Here is a 17,885-nt window from a genome sequence, read left to right as displayed (position 1 = left end):
GTAGGGTAGTCACCGTGCAAAACGTCGCGGGATCGCTCTACGGACTGGCCTACGGTGACGCGCTCGGCAAACCCACCGAGTTCCAGGACTACGCCACCATCGTCGCCCGCTACGGCCCCGGCGGCCCGCGCGAACTGACCGGGCGGCCCGCGCTGGTCACCGACGACACCCAGATGGCGCTGGCGGTCGGCGAGGCGATGCTGGCCGCGCTGTCGATCACCCCAGTGGTGATCGAGCCGCTGCTGCGTCAGGCCTTCCTCGACTGGGCGATCAGCCCCGACAACAACCGTGCCCCCGGAAACACCTGCCTCCAGGCGTGCGCGGCGCTGAGCGACGGGCGGCCGTGGCAGCAGGCGACGGTGGCCGGCTCCAAGGGCTGCGGCGCCAACATGCGTGTCACCCCGGTCGGCCTGCACCCCACGCTCGACGACGACCAGCGCGCCGGCCTCGCCCAGTTGCAGGCCGGGCTCACCCACGGGCATCCGACCGGGCTGGCGGCGAGCGAACTGACCGCGTACGCGTGCCGGTGGCTCGCCGACGGCCTGGCCCCCGGTGATCTGCTCGAGGCGCTGCGCGACCGTTGCGACGGCCAGCGCAAGGTCTACCGCGAGGACTGGCTGGGCGACCTGTGGCAGCAGCACGGGGTCGGCACGCCTTCGGAATTCATCGCCCGCGGCTGGGACGAGACGGCCGCCGCGCTCGACCGGGTGCGCACGGCGCTCGCTGCCGGAAACTTCGCCGGCGACCCCTGCCTGGCCACCGGCGAAGGCTGGATCGCCGAAGAAGCGCTGGCCACGGCCCTGTACTGCTACTTGATCTCGCCCGACGAGCCGGTGGCCGTGCTGGGCCGCGGCGCGGCGTCCTCCGGCGACTCCGACTCGATCGCCTGCCTGGCCGGGGCGTTCGCGGGGGCGGCGCTCGGCCTGGACGCATGGCCCGCGCCCTGGCGTGACCAAATCGAATACACCGACCGCATCGCCCGCCTCGCCACCGCCTGGGACGACTCGAACATCCGGCGAAATCTTGGGTGATCTCCGGTGCCCCGGCGGAATGCATCGGGGTCGGACCGGTTGAATAAGGTCATGCAGAACCTGCTTCCAGAGCCTCCGGCCACCAAGCTGCCCGCCGACGCCGAAGCCGACAAGGCCCTCGCCGACGCCCTTGCCAGCGGCAACACCGTGGCCCTCAAGACCGTTGCCGCCGCCCACCCGGCGTACAGCGGTGGCTGGGCCGCCCTGGCCGCCGACGCCCTCGCCGCCGACGAGCCGGTGACCGCTTACGCGTACGCCCGCACGGGCTACCACCGCGGCCTCGACGCGCTGCGCCGCAACGGCTGGAAGGGGCACGGCCCGATCCCCTGGTCGCACGCCCCCAACCAGGGCTTCCTGCGGTGTCTGCACTCACTCTCGCAGGCCGCGGCCGAGATCGGTGAGGCCGACGAGGCAGCCCGCTGCGCCCAGTTCCTCCGCGACAGCGACCCGGCGGCCGCCGACGCGTTGACGTAGGGGACCACGCCCTGACGTGGGGCTACGCCTGGCGTAGGGGGACTACGAACGCAACTGTCTTTCTGGCTTCGCTTCGCTCCGCGTGCGATTCGCCTGGGGACCGGTGAGCTGGGCCGCGGTTTCCGGCCGCCCGCAAGAACCGACGGGCGTCCGGGATTCGAGGCCCAACTCACCGGCGGCGAATCGCGGGTGGCTACTGCTCTCGCCGTTCGGCTTCCACAGGCCCTCGGCTACGGCCCCGCGGTCCGGTTGCTCCTACAGGCCCTCCGCGACGGCTGCGGCGATCTTGAGCCAGGCGTCCTTGGTGTTGTTCGAAAGGTGGCCGTAGCGGATGGGCTCGCCGGAATCGATCAGCTTCTCGTAGGGGGCCAGCAGGACGGCTCGGGTGCGGGCGGCGAAGTGGCGCTGGATCGCCGGCAGGTCGATGTCCTTGCGGGTGGGGGGCATCGAGACGACGCTGACGGCCTGGCGGACCAGGCGCTGGCGGCCGGTCTGTTCCAGGTGGTCGAGCATGCGGGCCGCGGTCTCGGCCGAGTCGTTACGGGCCGACATCGTGATCACGAGCTGGTCGGTGGCGTCCATCGCCGCCTGCCAGTTCTGCGCCCGTACGTTGTTGCCGGTGTCCACAAAGATCAGCTTGTAGAAGCGGCTGACGATCTCACGGATCTCGCCGAACGCGTCCGCCGTGAGCATCTCGCCCGCCGTGGCCGACTCGTCGGACGCCAGCACGTCGAACATGCCCTCGCCCTGCGCCCGCACGTACTGCGACAGGTCGCCGACCCGCCCGTGCGAACCGCGGAACAGGTGCAGGTCACGCATCATGTCGCGCACCGTACGGGCGTGGAAGTCCTGCTGGGCGCGCATGCCGAGGGTGCCCTGGGTCTCGTTGTTGTCCCAGGCCAGCACGTAACCGCCGCGTTTCTGACCGAACGTCATCGCCAGCAGCAGCACGGCCACGGTCTTGCCGGCGCCGCCCTTGGGGTTGACCACGGTGACCTGGCGCAGCCCGCCGAAGTTGCGGCGGACCATCTCGACGTCCTGCTTGTACTCCTGCTCGCGCTTGCCCGGGGCCAGCTTGACCAGACCCATCGTGCCCTTGCGGAGGATCGCGCGGGCGCCCTGGGTGGCCACCGGGTCGGCCGGCTTGGCCATGCGGCGACGGGCGAACTCCTCGGCCGTGGGCGTGCCGTCGGAAACCCACGGCAGATCCTGGAACGGGTCGGTGGCGGGCTGGGCCGGCGCGGGCGGGTGCGCACTCATGCTCGGCGGATAGGGGCCGGGCGGCACCGGTGGCGGCCCGTAGTTCTGCGGCGGGTACGGCTGCCCGTAGGGCCCCGGCTGCGCCTGCGCGGCGTGCGGTCCCGGCTGCGGGTACGTCTGTGCCCCGTGCGGTCCGGGCTGACCAGCCTGCTGCGGCAGGTGGGGACCGGGCTGGGCGTGCGGGCGCAGTTGATCGGGCCGGGGGCCCAACTCCTCCGCGTCCGGGCTCGAGTGGGGCCCCGGTTGGTCCGGATGCGTACGCGGTCCCGGTTGCGGCGGGACGACGGCGGCACCTTGCGCGGCCGGGCGGTAGACCGCGCTGTTCGACGACTCCGCGCCGGTTGCCCAGCCTTCCTCGTCGGCGGGATCGGACGGAGACGTCTTCAGCTCGGGACGAGGAGCCGGTACGGAGGCGTTGCTCGGGGCCGGCGTCGAGGCTGTACCGGAATGCGACCGTTGGGCCGGCGTCGAGGCGGTGCCGGGCGGCCGCTGGGCCGGCACTTGAGTGGCGCCTGGCCGGGGTTGCTCCGCGGGTGAACTGGCTGCGCTCTGCGCGCCCGGGCGGTGGGGTGGCTGTGACCACGGCGAATCGGGTGAACTGTGCACGCCGGACTCGTCCTCGACCCAGCCCGCGGGAGACATGGGCGCTGCTGAGGCGGGGGCGGCCGAGGTGGGGACGGACGGTGAGGGCGGCACGGAGGCCGAGCCGGAGACCGGGGCCGCTGCCGGGCGAACGGCCGCACGAGGGTGCGGCTCGGCGGGTGGAGACTCGGCGGCGGGCGGCTCGACGTGCGGCTCGAGGTTGGGCCAGGCCTGCGTGGGCGCCGGGCCCGGCTGATGTGGAGGCTGGGCCGGCGAATAGGCGGCAGGCGGCTGATGAACAGCCGGCGGCTGATGCGCGGCAGGCTGATGAGCGCCCGGCGGATGAGTGGCCGGGCGGGGTGCCGGCACCTGGACGTGGGCCGGCGGCGGCACCGGTACGGCATGGGGTGGTGGGACCGGCACCCGTTCGCCCGGTCGATACATGCCGGGGGCGCCGTTCGGGGAGTGCGGCAGCGGAACGGGCGGCGGTGTGTCGTGGGGGACGGGCCGCCCGTGCACCGGCGCTTCCAGTTCCTCCGGCGCCCAGAACGGCTCCACGTCGCGGTCAGGTGGCGCGGGGTTGCTGGACGTGCCCGGGACGTAGACGCGGTCGGCGTCCTCGTCCTCCACCGGTGCCACTGAAACGTCCTCCCCGGATGCCGGTTCGTACCTGCGTACTACACAGTAGGTCAGCTCGCGTAGACCGCCCAGGCCCCGGCTTCGGTCCACCATGAGCGCTTGCGGCTCATCGCGCCGCCGACCCCGTCGTCGAGGAATTGGATCTCGCCGTCGCGAGGGAGCACCGACACCGCGCGTCCGCGTGCGCGGCGTACCTCGACGCGCATCTTCGAGCCGCGGAAGCGCTGCTTGACGATGGTCGGCACGGCCACCGCGACCTCGACCTGGCCGTCGACCGCGTCGCCGTCGGCCAGCATCCGCAGGCCCGCGAACTCCGCGTAGCCCGCGCTGTTGCCGATCGCGCACGCCAGGATCGGGTCGTCGCCGTTGGACAGCACCGCGTCGTCGACCTCGACCCGGCCCCGCCACGGCACCGCGCGGCCGTCGTCGTCCATGCCGCCGACCAGGGCGCCGTCGACCGTGACCGAGCCGCCGTCGTTGCGCAGCAGGTCGAGCCGGCGCACCGAGCCGCTCATCACCGCGGCGGCCACTGCTTCCGGCGTACGGGGAAGGCCGAGTTGCGCGGCGAGGTCGGTGGTGTTGCTCGCGTCCAGCGGCAGGATCGCCAGCGGCGGCAGGTCGGGCACCGTGCGTCCGGCCCGCAGGTCGTCGGGGCGCTTGCTGGGCGGCGGAGCGTAGCGGCGGACCAGACGGCGTACGACCGCGCGCAGTTGCCCGTCCGTCGCCGAGGCCACCACCAGCCGTAGCTTGCTGTCCGCGTCGGGCCAGGTCAGCCCGTCGGGGCGGGCCGGCCCGTCGAACCGCGCGATGACCTCGTCGATCTCCTGATCGGAGCCCGCGGTGATCGTCTCGACCCGGGCGCCGGCCGCGGTGAGCGCGTCGGCGCACTTGAGCACCGGCACCCGCGGCGCGCACGCGGTGGCCGGGGCGCAGCCACCGCACTCGTCGCCGCACGCGCCCCCCGAGCCCTGCCCCTCGGCCAGGCTGAGCAGCACCACGTCGTACATGTCAGGCCCCGCTCAGAACCGAGTGGCGCTCGATGACCTGGTCGCGCGCGGGTCCGACGCCGACCACCGAGATGCGCGCCCGGATGCGCTCCTCGACGAAGAGCACGAAGTCTTGTGCTTCCTTGGGCAGGTCGTCGAACGAACGCGCGCCCATGATGCTCTGCTTCCAGCCGGGCAGCGTCTCGTAGATCGGGATCGCGTGGTGGAAGTCGGACTGGCTGATCGGCATCTCGTCGTGGCGGACGCCGTTGACCTCGTACGCGACACAGACCGGGATCTCGTCGAGGTCGTCGTAGTTGTCCAGTTTGGTGAGCACGAAGTCGGTGACACCGTTGATCCGCTGCGCGTACCGGGCCATGACCAGGTCGAGCCAGCCGATGCGGCGCGGGCGGCCGGTGGTCGTGCCGTACTCCTGCCCGACCTCGCGCAGGTGGTCGCCGAACTTGTCGTGCAGCTCGGTCGGGAAGGGGCCCTCGCCGACGCGGGACGTGAACGCCTTGAGCACCGCGACGACCCGGTCGATGCGGGTGGGCGGGATGCCGGAACCGGTGCAGGCGCCCCCGGCCGTCGCGTTCGAGCTGGTCACGAACGGGTAGGTGCCGTGGTCGACGTCGAGCAGGGTGGCCTGGCCGGCCTCGCACAGCACGACCTTGCCGGCGTCGAGCGCCTCGCTGAGTTCGAGCGCGGTGTCACCCACGTACGGGCGCAGTCTTTCGACGTAGGACAGCAGCTCGTTGACGACGTCGTCGGGCTTGACGGCCTGCCGGTTGTAGATCTTGGCGAGGATCTGGTTCTTGAACGAGAGGGCGGCCTCGACCTTCTGCCGCAGGATCGACTCGTCGAAGAGATCCTGGACACGGACGCCGACACGGTTCATCTTGTCGGCGTAGGTCGGGCCGATGCCGCGGCCGGTGGTGCCGATGCGACGGGCGCCCAGGTAACGCTCGCTCACCTTGTCCAGGGAGCGGTTGTACGACGGGATGACGTGCGCGTTGGCGCTGATGCGCAGCCGTGACGTGTCGATGCCGCGCGACTCGAGACCGTCGATCTCCTGGAACAGCACGTTGAGGTCGATCACCACGCCGTTGCCGATCACCGGGACCACGCCCGGCGAGAGGATGCCGCTCGGCAGCAGGTGCAGGGCGTACTTCTCACCCTCGATCACCACGGTGTGACCGGCGTTGTTCCCGCCGTTGAACTTCACCACGTAGTCGAGCCGGTCGCCCAGCAGATCAGTCGCTTTGCCCTTGCCCTCGTCGCCCCACTGGGCGCCGACCAACACGATCACCGGCACTTGCTTGACGCCTTCCGTCGAACAGGTCGTACTCGGCAGAGGTCCGGGTACTGCCGAAGTTTACGCGACCGCCCTGCTGTGCGACGTGGGGAAGCGGAGCGCCGGTAGGATCGCCGGTCGTGCGCGTACTTCTGATCGGTTCCGGCGGCCGCGAACACGCCCTCGCCGTCGCCCTCGCCGCCGACCCCTCTGTCGACTTCCTCGCCGCCGCCCCGGGCAACCCGGGCATCGCCCAGATCGCCGAGGTGTACGACGTCACGGCCACCGACCCGGCCGCCGTGGCCGCGCTCGCCGTCGAACTGGCGGCCGACCTGGTGGTGGTCGGTCCCGAGGCGCCGCTGGTCGCGGGCGTGGCCGACGCCGTACGGGCCAAGGGCATCGCCTGTTTCGGCCCGAGCGCCGCGGCCGCCCAGCTGGAGGGGTCGAAGGCGTTCGCCAAGGAAGTGATGACCGCGGCCAAGGTGCCGACCGCCCGCTCGTACGCCTGCTCCGACGCGGCCGCCGTGAGCCGTGCGCTCGATGACCTCGGAGCCCCGTACGTGGTCAAGAACGACGGCCTGGCGGCGGGCAAGGGTGTCGTGGTGACTGACGACCGCGACGCGGCGGAACGGCACGCGGCCGACTGCGGCACGGTCGTGATCGAGGAGTACCTGTCCGGCCCCGAGGTCTCGCTGTTCGTGATCACGGACGGCACGACCGCTGTCCCGCTGATGCCGGCGCAGGACTTCAAGCGGCTGGCCGACGGCGACGCGGGCCCCAACACCGGCGGCATGGGCGCGTACGCCCCGCTCGACTGGGCCCCGAAGAACCTGGTGCCCCGCGTGCTGCTCGAGACGGTGGAGCCGACGCTGGCCGAGATGCGCCGCCGCGGCACCCCGTTCTCGGGCCTGCTCTACGTCGGGCTCGCGCTCACCCCCGACGGTCCCAAGGTCATCGAGTTCAACGCCCGGTTCGGCGACCCCGAGACGCAGGTCGTGCTGGCCCTGCTCGAGACGCCGCTGGGCGGTCTGCTGCACGCCGCCGCGACCGGGACGCTGGGCGAGCAGCCGCCGCTGCGGTGGCGCGACGGCGCCGCGGTCACGGTGGTCGTGGCCGGCCAGAACTATCCGGGCACCCCGCGTACGGGCGATGTGATCGAGGGCGCCGAGACGCCGGGCGTGATCCACGCCGGAACGGCCCGCCGCGAGGACGGCGCTCTGGTCTCCGCCGGTGGCCGCGTGCTGAGCGTGACCGCCACCGGTGCCGACCTGGCCGCCGCTCGCGACGCCGCGTACGCGCTGGTCGACGGGATCCGCCTGGACGGCGCCCAGTTCCGCCGGGACATCGCGCTGGGCGCCGTCGAGGGCCGGATCACGCTGTAGACACCACGCTGGGTGCGGTCAGGCGCATCAGGGCGGCCGAGAGCCAGAGCACCCCGGCCGAGCCGATCAGCAGGCCGCCCAGATACACCGCCTCCGGCACCGACGTACGCAGGGCGGCCGCGCTCAACCCGCCCACGTACAGCACCAGCGCGCCTCGCGGCAGCACCCCGGCCCGCCACGACGCGAGGCCGAACACGAGCACGCCGGCCAGGAAGACCAGCGCCACCACGAGGAAGTACGGCCGTCCCGGGCCGGTGAGGATCCGCTCCCGGCCCGCAGCGTCCTGGTACTGCAGCACCGCGTGGGTGAGGAACTCGATCGCGAACAGGCCGCTCAGGCCGAGGTGGTTGAGCACGAAGCCGGCCAGGCCCAGCCGCCCGGCCGCCCGGCGTTGCACCAGGTAGAACGCGGTCAGCGTGAACAGCAGCAGCGCGGTGGCGGGCGGGGCCAGCGCGTGGGTCAGGGCGTTCTCGGGAATCAGGCCGGCGCGACGGCCGGCGGCCAGCACGGTCAGCCCTCCGCCGACCAGGCCGACGATGGCGGCGAGGCGATACAGGATGCTCTCGGTCATGCCTGTCACCGTGCCGGGGCGGCCTCCGGAGCCGACAGTGCCGACCGGCCACGATCGGCCTGGACCGGCACATGACCAACGGCCAAACCTGGCCGCGACCGGTAGGCATCCGCGCGGCGCGGCCCTAGCGTGACTGGCATGGTCCGCTGGATGGCGTCGGCGCTGTATCTCGCCGTGCTCGCGACCGGTCTCTATTTCGTGGCGGCCGGCCTGGCGCCGGACTGGTCGGCGGCCTCGCTCGCCGTGTTCACGGCCGGGCTGGCCGCGCTGCTGGCGATCGAGTGGATCCGCGAAATCGGCCGGCGCCGGGCGGTGGTGCTCCTCGCGGCCCGGGTCGTCCTGCTCATCGTGGTCCTGGCGGCCGATCCGGGTGGCTTCGCCCGCGCGCTGTTCGTGCTCGTGCCGTTCTTCGCCTACTTCTCGCTCGGCCGCCGGGCAGCCCTGGGTCTGGCGGCCGCCTGCCTGCTGGCCGCGACGATCCAGGCGGCGCTTTCGCCGGGCTGGGCCGACGATCCCGAGGTGGTCTCGGACCTGCTGATGTTCTTCGTAGGGCTGGTTCTCACGATGGCCACGGCGGCGGTCGCGGACGGTCAGCGCCGCGCGCGGTTGCAGCTGGAACGGGCCCACAGCCAGGTCGCCGAGCTGAGCGCCGCGGCCGAGCGCAACCGGCTGGCCCGCGACATCCACGACAGCGTCGGCCATCACCTGACCGCGGTCGGCGTGCAACTGGAGAAGGCTGAAGCCTTCCGGAGCCGGGACGCCGCCGTCGCCGACCGGGCCGTCGCCGACGCGCGCTCGGCGGCGGCACGAGCCCTTCAAGAGGTACGGGAGTCGGTCGGAACCCTGCGAGCCGAGCCCTTCTCGCTGGTGGCGGCGGTGGCCGCGCTCGCCGACGGGCTGGACGACCCAGGTTTCCGGGTGGCCGTGGAGTCGACCGGCAGCGATGCCGGGCATGCGCGGGCGGGGCTGGAGGCGCTCTATCGGGTGGTGCAGGAGGCGTTGACCAACGCGCGCCGGCACGCCGGGGCCGATCGGGTGCGGGTGGCCGTGCGGTTCGGTGATCCCGGGTCGGCCATGGTGGAGGTGGCCGACAACGGGCGGGGGTTCGCCGTGGGGACGGCCACCGGCGGTGGGCTGCGCGGCATGCGGGAACGGGTGGGCGCGCTCGGTGGCGTGGTGCGCATCGAGTCCGCACCGGGCCAGGGCACGCGGGTCACCGCGAGTGTGGGCGGGGCGGCGTGACCGACGTACGGGTGATGGTTGTCGACGACCAGGCCCTGATCCGTGAGGGGATAGCGTCGCTGCTCGGGCTCGAGCCGGGCATCGAGGTGGTCGGCACCGCGGCCGACGGCCGGGCCGCCGTGGAGGTGGCGTTGACGACCAGCCCGGACGTGGTGCTCATGGATGTGCGGATGCCGGTGCTGGACGGCGTACGGGCGGCGGAGATCTTGCGGGCACGGCTGCCCTCGTGCCGGGTGCTGATGCTCACCACGTTCGACGACGAGGAGTACGTGCTGAGTGCGCTCCGCGCGGGGACCAGCGGCTATCTGCTCAAGAACCTGCCCGCCCGGGAACTGGCGCAGGCCGTGCGGCTCGCGCACGCGGGCGTCGATCAGCACGACGCGTCGGTGGTGCGACGGCTGGCCGAGGCGTTGGACAGGGCGGTTCCGGCCCGGGGAAGGCCCGATCTGACCGATCGGGAGATCGAGGTGCTGAGGCTGATCGCGCGGGGTGCGACGAATCGCGAGATCGCATCGCAGCTCTATGTCAGCGAGGGCACGGTCAAGAACCACGTGTCGCACATCCTGAGCCGGCTCGGGTTGCGTGATCGCACCCAGGCCGCGCTCTACGCCCGCGAGAACGGGCTGCTCTGAAGGGGGCGCGCCGGGCACCCCCTTCAGAGCGGGCGTCAGGCCTTCGGGATGTCGAAGAGCTTGGCCACGTTGGCCGCCAGGCCCAGGTCGCCCTTCGCCTTGATCTTGCCGGTCATGAACAGCATCATCGGGTTGCCGTCGCCCGAGACGACCTTGAGAAACGTGACCGCGTCCATCGTCATGGCCAGCTTCGGGTCACGTACGGGCTGGTTGGTGACCGTGCAGGCGCCGTTCTCGATCACCGTCTCGTAGGTGTCGCTCGCGCCGTCGGCGCCGCCCGTGAGGATCCAGTGGATGACCGTGTTGGTGTTGCCCGCCTTCTCGGGGCGGAACAGGGTGGGCATGCGGTTGAAGACCTCGTCGAGGATCTTGGTGCGCGAGTCACCGGCCATCGCCTCGGCCAGCTTGGCATCCGGCGTCGCCTTGACGAGCTGTGCGAACTCCTTGGGCCCGATGGAGGCGAGCGAGTCCGGGTTGAAATCAGTCATCGGTGAAGACCTTTCAAGGCTGAGTCGACCTACTCGTCAGTAACTTTAGCGGCATTGCCGCCACAACGTGCAGTGTGCCACTCCCAAACAACCATTGGACAGTCGACACGACACGCCTTAGACTCCCCAACATGTCTTTGGGAGATGCGAGCGGGCAGGCGGCCATGCGAGCCACGGCCCATCCCGTACGGCTGAGGATCATGTCCCTGCTCACCGGCGCGCCGATGACCGCGGCCGAGGTGGCCCGCGAGCTCGGCCTGACCCACGCCAACGCGAGCTACCACCTTCGCCACCTGCACGCGGCCGGCATGATCGTGGTCGCCGGCGAGGAGAAGATCCGGGGCGGCGTCGCCAAGCGCTATCGCTACGACCGGGCTCGCGATCGCCTGTCCGAGACCCCCGAACAGAAGAGGGCGTTGTTCGCGACCCTCGGTCACGAGCTGATCCGGCGCACCGCAACCGGGCAGTTCGAGTCGAAGATCCTGCTCGGCGACGGCGAGTTCTGGATCGAGCCGGACAAGTGGCTCGACCTGCGCCGGCGGTTCATGGACCTGCTCGGCGAACTGCACGACGCGGCCCAGCCGCCGCGCACCCCCGGCACCATCCACACCAGCACGACCGTGGCGATGTTCGAGATGGAGTCCCCCGATGAGCAGTAACTTCGCGCCGCTGCGCCACGCACCCTTCCGCTTCCTGCTGGCCGGCCGCACGGTCAACGCGCTGGGCAACTCGTTCGCCCCGCTGGCGCTGGCCTTCGCCGTTCTCGACCTGACCGGCTCGGTCACCGATCTCGGCCTGGTGGTCGGGGCCCGCACCCTGGTCAACGTGGCGTTCCTGCTGTTCGGCGGGGTGCTCGCCGACCGCATGCCGAAACACCTGCTGATGGTCGGGGCCAGCCTGGCCGCGGCCGTGACCCAGGGCGTGGTGGCGGTCCTCGTGCTCACCGGCGAGGCGACGATCCCGCTGCTCATCGGGCTCGGTGCGATCAACGGGATGGTGGGCGCGCTGGCGCTGCCGGCCAGCTCGTCGATCCTGCCGCAGACGGTCCCGGCCGAGATCCGGCAGCAGGCCAACGCGATGAACCGGCTGGGCCTCAACTCGGCCGCCATCCTCGGCGCCCCACTGGCCGGCGTGATCGTCGCCGCCACCAATCCCGGATGGGGCATCGCTGTCGACGCCGTGACGTTCGCCCTGGCCGGGCTCCTCTTCCTGCCGCTGCGCTCGATCACGGCGGTCCGGCCGGTCCAGCCGGTCACGCCTCCGGTGCCCGCCGAGGGTGTGCCCGCCGTCGAGCCGGCCCGGCCCAACGTCTTCGCGGACCTGCGTACGGGGTGGTCGGAGTTTCGCTCCCGCACGTGGCTGTGGGTGGTCGTGGCGGGCGCGGCCCTGGGCAACGCCGTGTGGAGCGGCGGGCTCTACGTGCTCGGGCCGGTGGTCGCCGACGACACGATCGGGCGCCGGGCCTGGGGTGTGGTGCTGGCCGCGCAGACCGCGGGCATGATCGTCGGCGCGCTGATCGCGATGCGTCTGCGGCTGCGCCGGATGTTGCTGGTCGGCTGCGTCTCCCTGTTCGGCATGGCGCTGCCGTTGCTGCTGCTCGGCGCGTACCCCAACCTCTGGGCCCTGATCGCCGGGGCGGCCGTGGCCGGGCTGACGCTCGAGCAGTTCGGCGTCGCCTGGGAGACGACGATGCAGGAGCACATCCCGCCCGACAAGCTGGCCCGGGTCTACTCGTACGACATGGTCGGCTCGTTCGTCGCCATGCCGATCGGCGAGCTGGCGGCCGGACCCGTCGCGCACGTCTTCGGCGTACGGCCGACTCTGGTCGGGGCCGGGGTGCTGATGGCCGTCTCGGTGGCCGCCATGTTGCTCAGCCGTGACGTACGCACCCTCGCGCACAAGCTGCCCGAGTCGCCCGCCGGCACCGTGAAAGAATCGGTCGCGTGACCATCCCGAACGTCCTTGCCGCCCGTTATGCCTCCGCTGACCTCGTCGGACTCTGGTCCCCCGAGGAAAAGATCCGGATGGAACGCCGCCTCTGGCTGGCCGTCCTGAAGGCCCAGCGCGACCTCGGTGTGGCCGTCCCGGCCGGCGCCGTCGAGGCGTACGAGTCGGTGCTCGACCAGGTCGACCTCGAGTCGATCGCTGCGCGCGAGCGCGTCACCCGGCACGACGTCAAGGCGCGCATCGAGGAGTTCAGCGCGCTCGCCGGCTTCGAGCAGATCCACAAGGGGATGACCTCGCGCGACCTCACCGAGAACGTCGAGCAGCTGCAGATCAAGGCCTCGCTCGAACTGATCCGGACCCGGGTGATCGCCGCCCTGGCCCGGCTCACCGGGCGTGCGGTCGAGTACTCCGACCTGGTCATGACCGGCCGTTCGCACAACGTCGCGGCCCAGGCCACCACGCTGGGCAAGCGGTTCGCCTCGGCCGCGGAAGAGCTGCTGATCGCGTACGAGCGTCTCGACGACCTGATCGCAAGGTATCCGCTGCGGGGCATCAAGGGCCCGGTCGGCACCGCGGCCGACCAGCTCGACCTGCTCGACGGCGACTTCGAGGCGCTGGCCACGCTGGAGCAGCGCGTCGCGGGCCACCTCGGCTTCGAGCGGGTGCTCAGCAGCGTCGGCCAGGTCTACCCGCGCTCGCTCGACTTCGACGTCGTCTCGGCGCTGGCCCAGATCGTCGCCGGGCCGTCCTCGCTGGCCACCACGATCCGCCTGATGGTCGGCCAGGAACTGGTGACCGAGGGCTTCAAGCCGGGCCAGGTCGGCTCGTCGGCGATGCCGCACAAGATGAACACCCGCTCGTCGGAGCGGGTCAACGGTCTCGCCGTGATCGTCCGCGGTTACCTGTCGATGGTCGGCGAACTGGCCGGCGACCAGTGGAACGAGGGCGACGTCTCGTGCTCGGTGGTGCGCCGGGTCGCGCTGCCCGACGCCTTCTTCGCCACCGACGGGCTGTTCCAGACGTTCCTCACGGTGCTCGACGAGTTCGGCGCCTACCCCGCGGTGATCGCCCGCGAGCTCGACCGGTTCCTGCCGTTCCTGGCCACCACCAAGATCCTTGTGGCGGCCGTACGCAAGGGGGTCGGGCGCGAGGTCGCCCATGAGGTGATCAAGGAGCACGCCGTCGCCGTCGCGCTCGCGATGCGTGAGAAGGGCGCCGCCGTGAACGACCTGTTCGACCGTCTCGCCACCGACGGGCGGCTCAAGCTGAGCCGGGCCGAGATCGACACGCTGGTGGCCGACCGGGCCGCGTTCGTCGGGGCCGCGCCGTCCCAGGTGCGCTCGGTGGCCGACCGGGTCGCGACGATCGTGGCCGCTCACCCCGAGGCCGCTCGTTACGCGCCGGCGCCCATTCTGTGATCGACGTGCTGCGGCTCACCTCGTGATGGCGTGCTGCGGCTCACTTTGCGATGGCGTGCCGCTGGGGCACGGCGGAGATGTATGTCACGCCGCGCCCCGGCGGAGCTCGTCCCGTGCGCCGGCGGGGCGGCCGCCGCACGGACTCGATGGAGATCGATGAGCCGACCGTATGCCGTCGCTCCACGGCCGCCTAGAACTCAGTTCACCCCTATCACGATGTGATGACGCGGGGTTGATTGAAGGTTTGATCGACTCGGTGTCCGAGATCACCTGGGAGTTGGCTGCTCAGCGCCCCCCGGCGTCGTGTGCGCGACACCGGCCGAGAATCCCGTAGCGTGGCCCGCAAGGTAGGCTCCACGTGCTTACACCTATCAGTCAGGAGTGCCCGTGGCTCGCGTCGTGGTCGACGTCATGCTCAAGCCGGAGATCCTCGACCCGCAGGGCCAGGCGGTGGCGAACGCACTGCCCCGGCTCGGCGTCAACGATGTCTCCTCCGTCCGCATCGGCCGACGGATCGAGATCGAGTTCGCGGCCGAACCCGATCTGGACCGGGCTCGCGAGATCGCCGACAAGCTTCTCGCCAACCCCGTGATCGAAGACTTCACCATCCACGTCCACCAGGACGCCACGGCGGAGGTCGCCTGACCATGCGCATCGGTGTGGTCACTTTCCCAGGTTCGCTCGACGACGGGGACGCGGCCCGCGCCGCGCGCATCGCCGGCGCCGACGTCGTCCGTCTCTGGCACGGCGATCCCGATCTGCACGGCGTCGACGCCGTGATCCTCCCCGGCGGCTTCTCCTACGGCGACGCCCTGCGCTGCGGCGCGATCGCCCGGTTCGCCCCGGTGATGGGCACGATCATCGACGCGGCCCGCGGCGGGCTGCCGGTGCTCGGCATCTGCAACGGCTTCCAGATCCTCTGCGAGGCGCACCTGCTTCCTGGCGCGCTCACCCGCAACCAGCACTTGCACTTCCGCAACCGCGACCAGTTCCTGCGCGTCGAGTCGACCGGCACCGCCTGGACCAACTCGTTCACCCCGGGCCAAGAGATCCTGATCCCGGTGAAGAACGGCGAGGGTTGCTTCGTCGCCGACCAGCGCACGCTCGACCAGCTCGAGGCCGAGGGCCGTGTGGTCGCGCGCTACATCCGCGGAAACCCGAACGGTTCGCAGCGCGACATCGCCGCGATCACCAACGAGGCCGGCAACGTCGTCGGCATCATGCCGCATCCCGAACACGCCGTGGAGGCGCTGACCGGTCCGTCGCTCGACGGCCTCGGCTTCTTCACGTCCGTCCTGCGGGCCCTGGCCGGGGCGTCCGCGGGTGCACAAGCAGGGGGACACCAGTAATGACGACGCAGCCGGACACGGCCGCCGCGCCGAAGCAGACGGGCTTTGCCGCGACCGATGTGCTGGTCAACGAGTTCGACGGCGGCCCCGACACCGTGCAGCGCGCCATCGGCACCCCCGATGAGCTGCAGCCGCACACCGAACTCGGCCTCAAGGACGACGAGTACGAGCGGATCCGCCAGATCCTCGGCCGCCGTCCGACCGCCTCCGAGCTCGCGATGTACTCGATCATGTGGAGCGAGCACTGCTCCTACAAGTCGAGCAAGGTGCACCTGCGCCAGTTCGGTGACAAGGCCCCGCGCGGCACCCGCATGCTGGCCGGCATCGGTGAGAACGCCGGCGTCGTGCAGATCTCCGACGAGCTGGCGGTCACCTTCAAGGTCGAGTCGCACAACCACCCCAGCTTCGTCGAGCCCTATCAGGGCGCGGCCACCGGCGTCGGCGGCATCGTGCGCGACATCCTGGCCATGGGTGCCCGCCCGATCGCGGTGATGGACCCGCTGCGCTTCGGCGCGGCCGACCACCCCGACACGGCCCGTGTGCTGCCCGGCGTGGTCGCCGGCATCGGCGGCTACGGCAACTGCCTGGGCCTGCCCAACATCGGCGGCGAGATCGTCTTCGACCCGACCTATCAGGGCAACCCGCTGGTCAACGCGCTCAGCATCGGCGTGCTGCCGGTCGAGCGCCTGCAGCACAAGGAAGCGGCCGGCGTCGGCAACATCGTCGTCCTGCTCGGCGCGCGCACCGGCCGCGACGGCATCGGCGGCGTCTCCGTGCTGGCCTCGGCCACCTTCGACGAGGGGGCCGAGCAGCGCCGCCCGTCGGTGCAGGTCGGTGACCCGTTCATGGAGAAGCTGCTCATCGAGAGCTGCCTCGAGCTGTACGACGCCGGCCTCGTCGCCGGCATCCAGGATCTCGGCGGCGCCGGGCTGACCTGCGCGCTCACCGAGACCGCGGCCGCGGCCGGCACCGGCATGCGGGTGTGGCTGGAGCGGGTGCAGCTGCGTGAGGCGTCCATGTCGCCGACCGAGATCCTGGCCAGCGAGTCGCAGGAGCGCATGCTCCTGATCGTCACGCCGGAAAACCTCGAACAGGTGCTGGCCGTCGCCGAGAAGTGGGGCGTCTGGGCCACCGCGATCGGCGAGGTCACCCCGGCCGCCGAGGACGGCTCCCCGGGCCGCCTCGTGATCACCTGGAACGACCACGTCGTGGTGGACGTGCCGCCGGGCTCGCTTGCCGACGACGGCCCGGTCTACGCCCGGCCGATCCGTGAGCCCGCCGACTTGATACTGCTTCAGGCGGACAAGGCGGAAACGCTGCCCCGGCCGTCGACCGGCGACGAGCTGCGCGAGACGGTGCTGCGCATGGCTGCCTCGCCCAACCTGTGCGACAAGTCGTGGGTCACCGAGCAGTACGACCGCTACGTGCTCGGCAACACCGTGCTGGCCCAGCCGGAAGACTCGGGCGTGCTCCGTATCGACGAGAACACCGGGCTCGGCGTCGCGCTGTCGGTCGACGGCAACGGCCGGTTCGCCCGCCTCGACCCGTACGAGGGTGCGCGGCTCGCGCTCGCCGAGGCGTACAGGAATGTCGCCGTAACCGGGGCCGAGCCGGTCGCCGTGACCGACTGCCTCAACTTCGGCTCGCCCGAGGACCCGGCCGTGATGTGGCAGTTCGCCGAGGCCGTCCGTGGCCTGGCCGACGGCTGCCAGCAGCTGGGCACCCCGGTGACCGGCGGCAACGTCAGCTTCTACAACCAGACGGGGGCCGCCGCGATCCACCCGACCCCGGTGGTCGGCGTGCTCGGCGTCTTCGACAACGTCGCCCGGCGCATCCCGATGGGCTTCCCGGCCGTCCAGGGCGAAGGCGACCTGGTTTTCCTGCTCGGCGAGACCTCCTGCGAGCTCTCCGGCTCCGAGTGGGCGTGGGTCACCCACGGCCACCTGGGCGGCCGCCCGCCGAAGGTTGACCTCGAGGCCGAGCGCCGGCTGGCGATGCTGATGGCCCGCGCCTCCGAGGCCGGTCACGTCAGCGCCGCGCACGACCTCTCCGACGGCGGCCTCTCGCAGGCCCTCGTCGAGAGCTGCCTGCGCCGCAACGTGGGCGCCAAGGTCGTGCTGCCCGAGGACGGGCAGTCCGCGTTCGTGCACCTGTTCAGCGAGTCGGCCGGCCGCGCGCTGGTCGCGGTGCCGCGCGGGCACGACAAGGCGTTCGTGGCCCTGGCCTCGGAGTACGGCGTGCCGTGCGCCCCCCTCGGCGTCACTTCGGCCGAGCCGGTGCTCGACGTGCGCGACCAGTTCAGCCTGCCGCTCGACGAGGCGCGCGCGGCGTACGAGGCGACCCTGCCGGCGCTGTTCGGCGGGGTCGCCGAGCTGGCCAACCGGCACGGCGACCCGGAGCACGCGGCCGACCCGACCGCGCCCGCGAGCCCCGACCGGGGTGACCAGGTGCTGGCCGCCGCGGCGTCCGGCGCGGCGATGGAGTCGGCGGCCCCGATCGAGGCGGACGGGATTCCCGCCGCTTCCGTGGCCGAGGTCAAGGAGCCGTCGACCGACTGACGGAAAGCAAAACGGGCCGGCCAGCGTTTCCG

At 71.7% G+C, this 17,885-nt stretch carries 16 protein-coding genes; 11 read left to right on the top strand and 5 right to left on the bottom strand.

All coding sequences use genetic code 11. The features are described 5' to 3' along the window. Nucleotides 1-14 precede the first annotated feature (14 nt). Together C8E87_RS15170 and C8E87_RS15165 are read left to right on the top strand one after the other, a co-directional pair. Nucleotides 15-1,031, top strand: coding sequence for an ADP-ribosylglycohydrolase family protein (locus C8E87_RS15170; RefSeq protein WP_239080647.1), 1,017 nt, complete (start codon nucleotides 15-17; stop codon nucleotides 1,029-1,031). Between the two features lie 51 nt (nucleotides 1,032-1,082). Further along, on the top strand, nucleotides 1,083-1,505 hold the full coding sequence (locus tag C8E87_RS15165) for a DUF3151 domain-containing protein (protein ID WP_133873699.1): 423 nt from the start codon (nucleotides 1,083-1,085) through the stop codon (nucleotides 1,503-1,505). Nucleotides 1,506-1,760: 255 nt separating this feature from the next. Here C8E87_RS15165 and C8E87_RS43700 read toward each other — a convergent pair whose 3' ends face one another. The 3 genes from C8E87_RS43700 to C8E87_RS15150 are packed head-to-tail and all read right to left on the bottom strand — an operon-like array spanning nucleotide 1,761 to nucleotide 6,287. Beyond that, nucleotides 1,761-3,986: a MinD/ParA family ATP-binding protein gene (locus C8E87_RS43700; protein WP_438866062.1), complete on the bottom strand. Its 2,226-nt coding sequence runs from the start codon at nucleotides 3,984-3,986 to the stop codon at nucleotides 1,761-1,763. A gap of 50 nt (nucleotides 3,987-4,036) precedes the next feature. Continuing rightward, the gene (locus tag C8E87_RS15155; RefSeq protein ID WP_133873698.1) at nucleotides 4,037-4,993 is read right to left on the bottom strand and encodes a diacylglycerol kinase family protein; all 957 of its coding nucleotides are present in this window, start codon (nucleotides 4,991-4,993) and stop codon (nucleotides 4,037-4,039) included. Nucleotide 4,994: 1 nt separating this feature from the next. Continuing rightward, nucleotides 4,995-6,287 (bottom strand): adenylosuccinate synthase, encoded by a 1,293-nt coding sequence (locus C8E87_RS15150; protein WP_133873697.1) that lies wholly within the window; start codon nucleotides 6,285-6,287, stop codon nucleotides 4,995-4,997. A 119-nt stretch (nucleotides 6,288-6,406) separates the two neighbouring features. Between C8E87_RS15150 and purD the strand changes: the two genes are divergently transcribed. Further along, nucleotides 6,407-7,648: a phosphoribosylamine--glycine ligase gene (gene purD / locus C8E87_RS15145; RefSeq protein WP_133873696.1), complete on the top strand. Its 1,242-nt coding sequence runs from the start codon at nucleotides 6,407-6,409 to the stop codon at nucleotides 7,646-7,648. Here purD and C8E87_RS15140 read toward each other — a convergent pair. Further along, nucleotides 7,638-8,219 (bottom strand): hypothetical protein, encoded by a 582-nt coding sequence (locus tag C8E87_RS15140; RefSeq protein ID WP_133873695.1) that lies wholly within the window; start codon nucleotides 8,217-8,219, stop codon nucleotides 7,638-7,640. The two genes, purD and C8E87_RS15140, sit on opposite strands and share 11 nt — an antisense overlap. Nucleotides 8,220-8,357: 138 nt before the next feature. Between C8E87_RS15140 and C8E87_RS15135 the strand changes: the two genes are divergently transcribed. Together C8E87_RS15135 and C8E87_RS15130 are read left to right on the top strand one after the other, a co-directional pair. Then, entirely contained in the window at nucleotides 8,358-9,461 is a 1,104-nt protein-coding gene (locus C8E87_RS15135) for a sensor histidine kinase (RefSeq protein WP_203720975.1), read from the top strand. 14 nt (nucleotides 9,462-9,475) lie between these two features. After that, nucleotides 9,476-10,093: a response regulator gene (locus C8E87_RS15130; RefSeq protein WP_133876837.1), complete on the top strand. Its 618-nt coding sequence runs from the start codon at nucleotides 9,476-9,478 to the stop codon at nucleotides 10,091-10,093. A gap of 35 nt (nucleotides 10,094-10,128) precedes the next feature. Here the strand turns inward: C8E87_RS15130 and C8E87_RS15125 are convergent, their stop codons facing one another. Further along, a complete protein-coding gene (locus tag C8E87_RS15125; protein ID WP_133873693.1) occupies nucleotides 10,129-10,581 on the bottom strand; it encodes an SCP2 sterol-binding domain-containing protein in 453 nt (150 codons plus the stop codon). A 131-nt stretch (nucleotides 10,582-10,712) separates the two neighbouring features. Here C8E87_RS15125 and C8E87_RS15120 point away from each other — a divergent pair, with 131 nt between their 5' ends. From C8E87_RS15120 to purL, 6 genes are all read left to right on the top strand, one after another. Continuing rightward, nucleotides 10,713-11,240: an ArsR/SmtB family transcription factor gene (locus tag C8E87_RS15120; RefSeq protein ID WP_133873692.1), complete on the top strand. Its 528-nt coding sequence runs from the start codon at nucleotides 10,713-10,715 to the stop codon at nucleotides 11,238-11,240. Continuing rightward, nucleotides 11,230-12,528 (top strand): MFS transporter, encoded by a 1,299-nt coding sequence (locus C8E87_RS15115; RefSeq protein WP_133873691.1) that lies wholly within the window; start codon nucleotides 11,230-11,232, stop codon nucleotides 12,526-12,528. The genes C8E87_RS15120 and C8E87_RS15115 overlap by 11 nt, the downstream gene beginning before the upstream one ends. Further along, nucleotides 12,525-13,946: an adenylosuccinate lyase gene (gene purB / locus C8E87_RS15110; RefSeq protein WP_133873690.1), complete on the top strand. Its 1,422-nt coding sequence runs from the start codon at nucleotides 12,525-12,527 to the stop codon at nucleotides 13,944-13,946. Before C8E87_RS15115 ends, purB begins: the two co-directional genes overlap by 4 nt. 387 nt (nucleotides 13,947-14,333) lie before the next feature. Further along, nucleotides 14,334-14,591 carry a phosphoribosylformylglycinamidine synthase subunit PurS gene (gene purS / locus C8E87_RS15105; RefSeq protein WP_133876836.1) on the top strand — a complete coding sequence of 86 codons (258 nt, stop codon included), beginning with the start codon at nucleotides 14,334-14,336 and terminating at the stop codon, nucleotides 14,589-14,591. After that, nucleotides 14,588-15,295, top strand: a complete 708-nt coding sequence (purQ, locus tag C8E87_RS15100; protein WP_133876835.1) for a phosphoribosylformylglycinamidine synthase subunit PurQ — start codon at nucleotides 14,588-14,590, stop codon at nucleotides 15,293-15,295. Before purS ends, purQ begins: the two co-directional genes overlap by 4 nt. After that, on the top strand, nucleotides 15,295-17,853 hold the full coding sequence (purL, locus tag C8E87_RS15095) for a phosphoribosylformylglycinamidine synthase subunit PurL (protein ID WP_133873689.1): 2,559 nt from the start codon (nucleotides 15,295-15,297) through the stop codon (nucleotides 17,851-17,853). The genes purQ and purL overlap by 1 nt, the downstream gene beginning before the upstream one ends. Nucleotides 17,854-17,885 lie beyond the last annotated feature (32 nt).

This window comes from Paractinoplanes brasiliensis (assembly GCF_004362215.1).
Lineage (GTDB): Bacteria > Actinomycetota > Actinomycetes > Mycobacteriales > Micromonosporaceae > Actinoplanes > Actinoplanes brasiliensis.
This window is presented reverse-complemented; position numbering and strand designations above follow the sequence as displayed.

Excerpts from the sequence above, each read along its gene's own strand:
- purL (WP_133873689.1), top strand. The coding sequence starts at position 15,295 with ATGACGACGCAGCCGGACACGGCCGCCGCGCCGAAGCAGACGGGCTTT.
- C8E87_RS15140 (WP_133873695.1), bottom strand. The coding sequence starts at position 8,219 with ATGACCGAGAGCATCCTGTATCGCCTCGCCGCCATCGTCGGCCTGGTC.
- C8E87_RS15120 (WP_133873692.1), top strand. The coding sequence starts at position 10,713 with ATGTCTTTGGGAGATGCGAGCGGGCAGGCGGCCATGCGAGCCACGGCC.
- C8E87_RS15125 (WP_133873693.1), bottom strand. The coding sequence starts at position 10,581 with ATGACTGATTTCAACCCGGACTCGCTCGCCTCCATCGGGCCCAAGGAG.
- C8E87_RS15115 (WP_133873691.1), top strand. The coding sequence starts at position 11,230 with ATGAGCAGTAACTTCGCGCCGCTGCGCCACGCACCCTTCCGCTTCCTG.
- C8E87_RS15130 (WP_133876837.1), top strand. The coding sequence starts at position 9,476 with ATGGTTGTCGACGACCAGGCCCTGATCCGTGAGGGGATAGCGTCGCTG.
- C8E87_RS15155 (WP_133873698.1), bottom strand. The coding sequence starts at position 4,993 with ATGTACGACGTGGTGCTGCTCAGCCTGGCCGAGGGGCAGGGCTCGGGG.
- C8E87_RS15135 (WP_203720975.1), top strand. The coding sequence starts at position 8,358 with ATGGTCCGCTGGATGGCGTCGGCGCTGTATCTCGCCGTGCTCGCGACC.
- C8E87_RS15165 (WP_133873699.1), top strand. The coding sequence starts at position 1,083 with ATGCAGAACCTGCTTCCAGAGCCTCCGGCCACCAAGCTGCCCGCCGAC.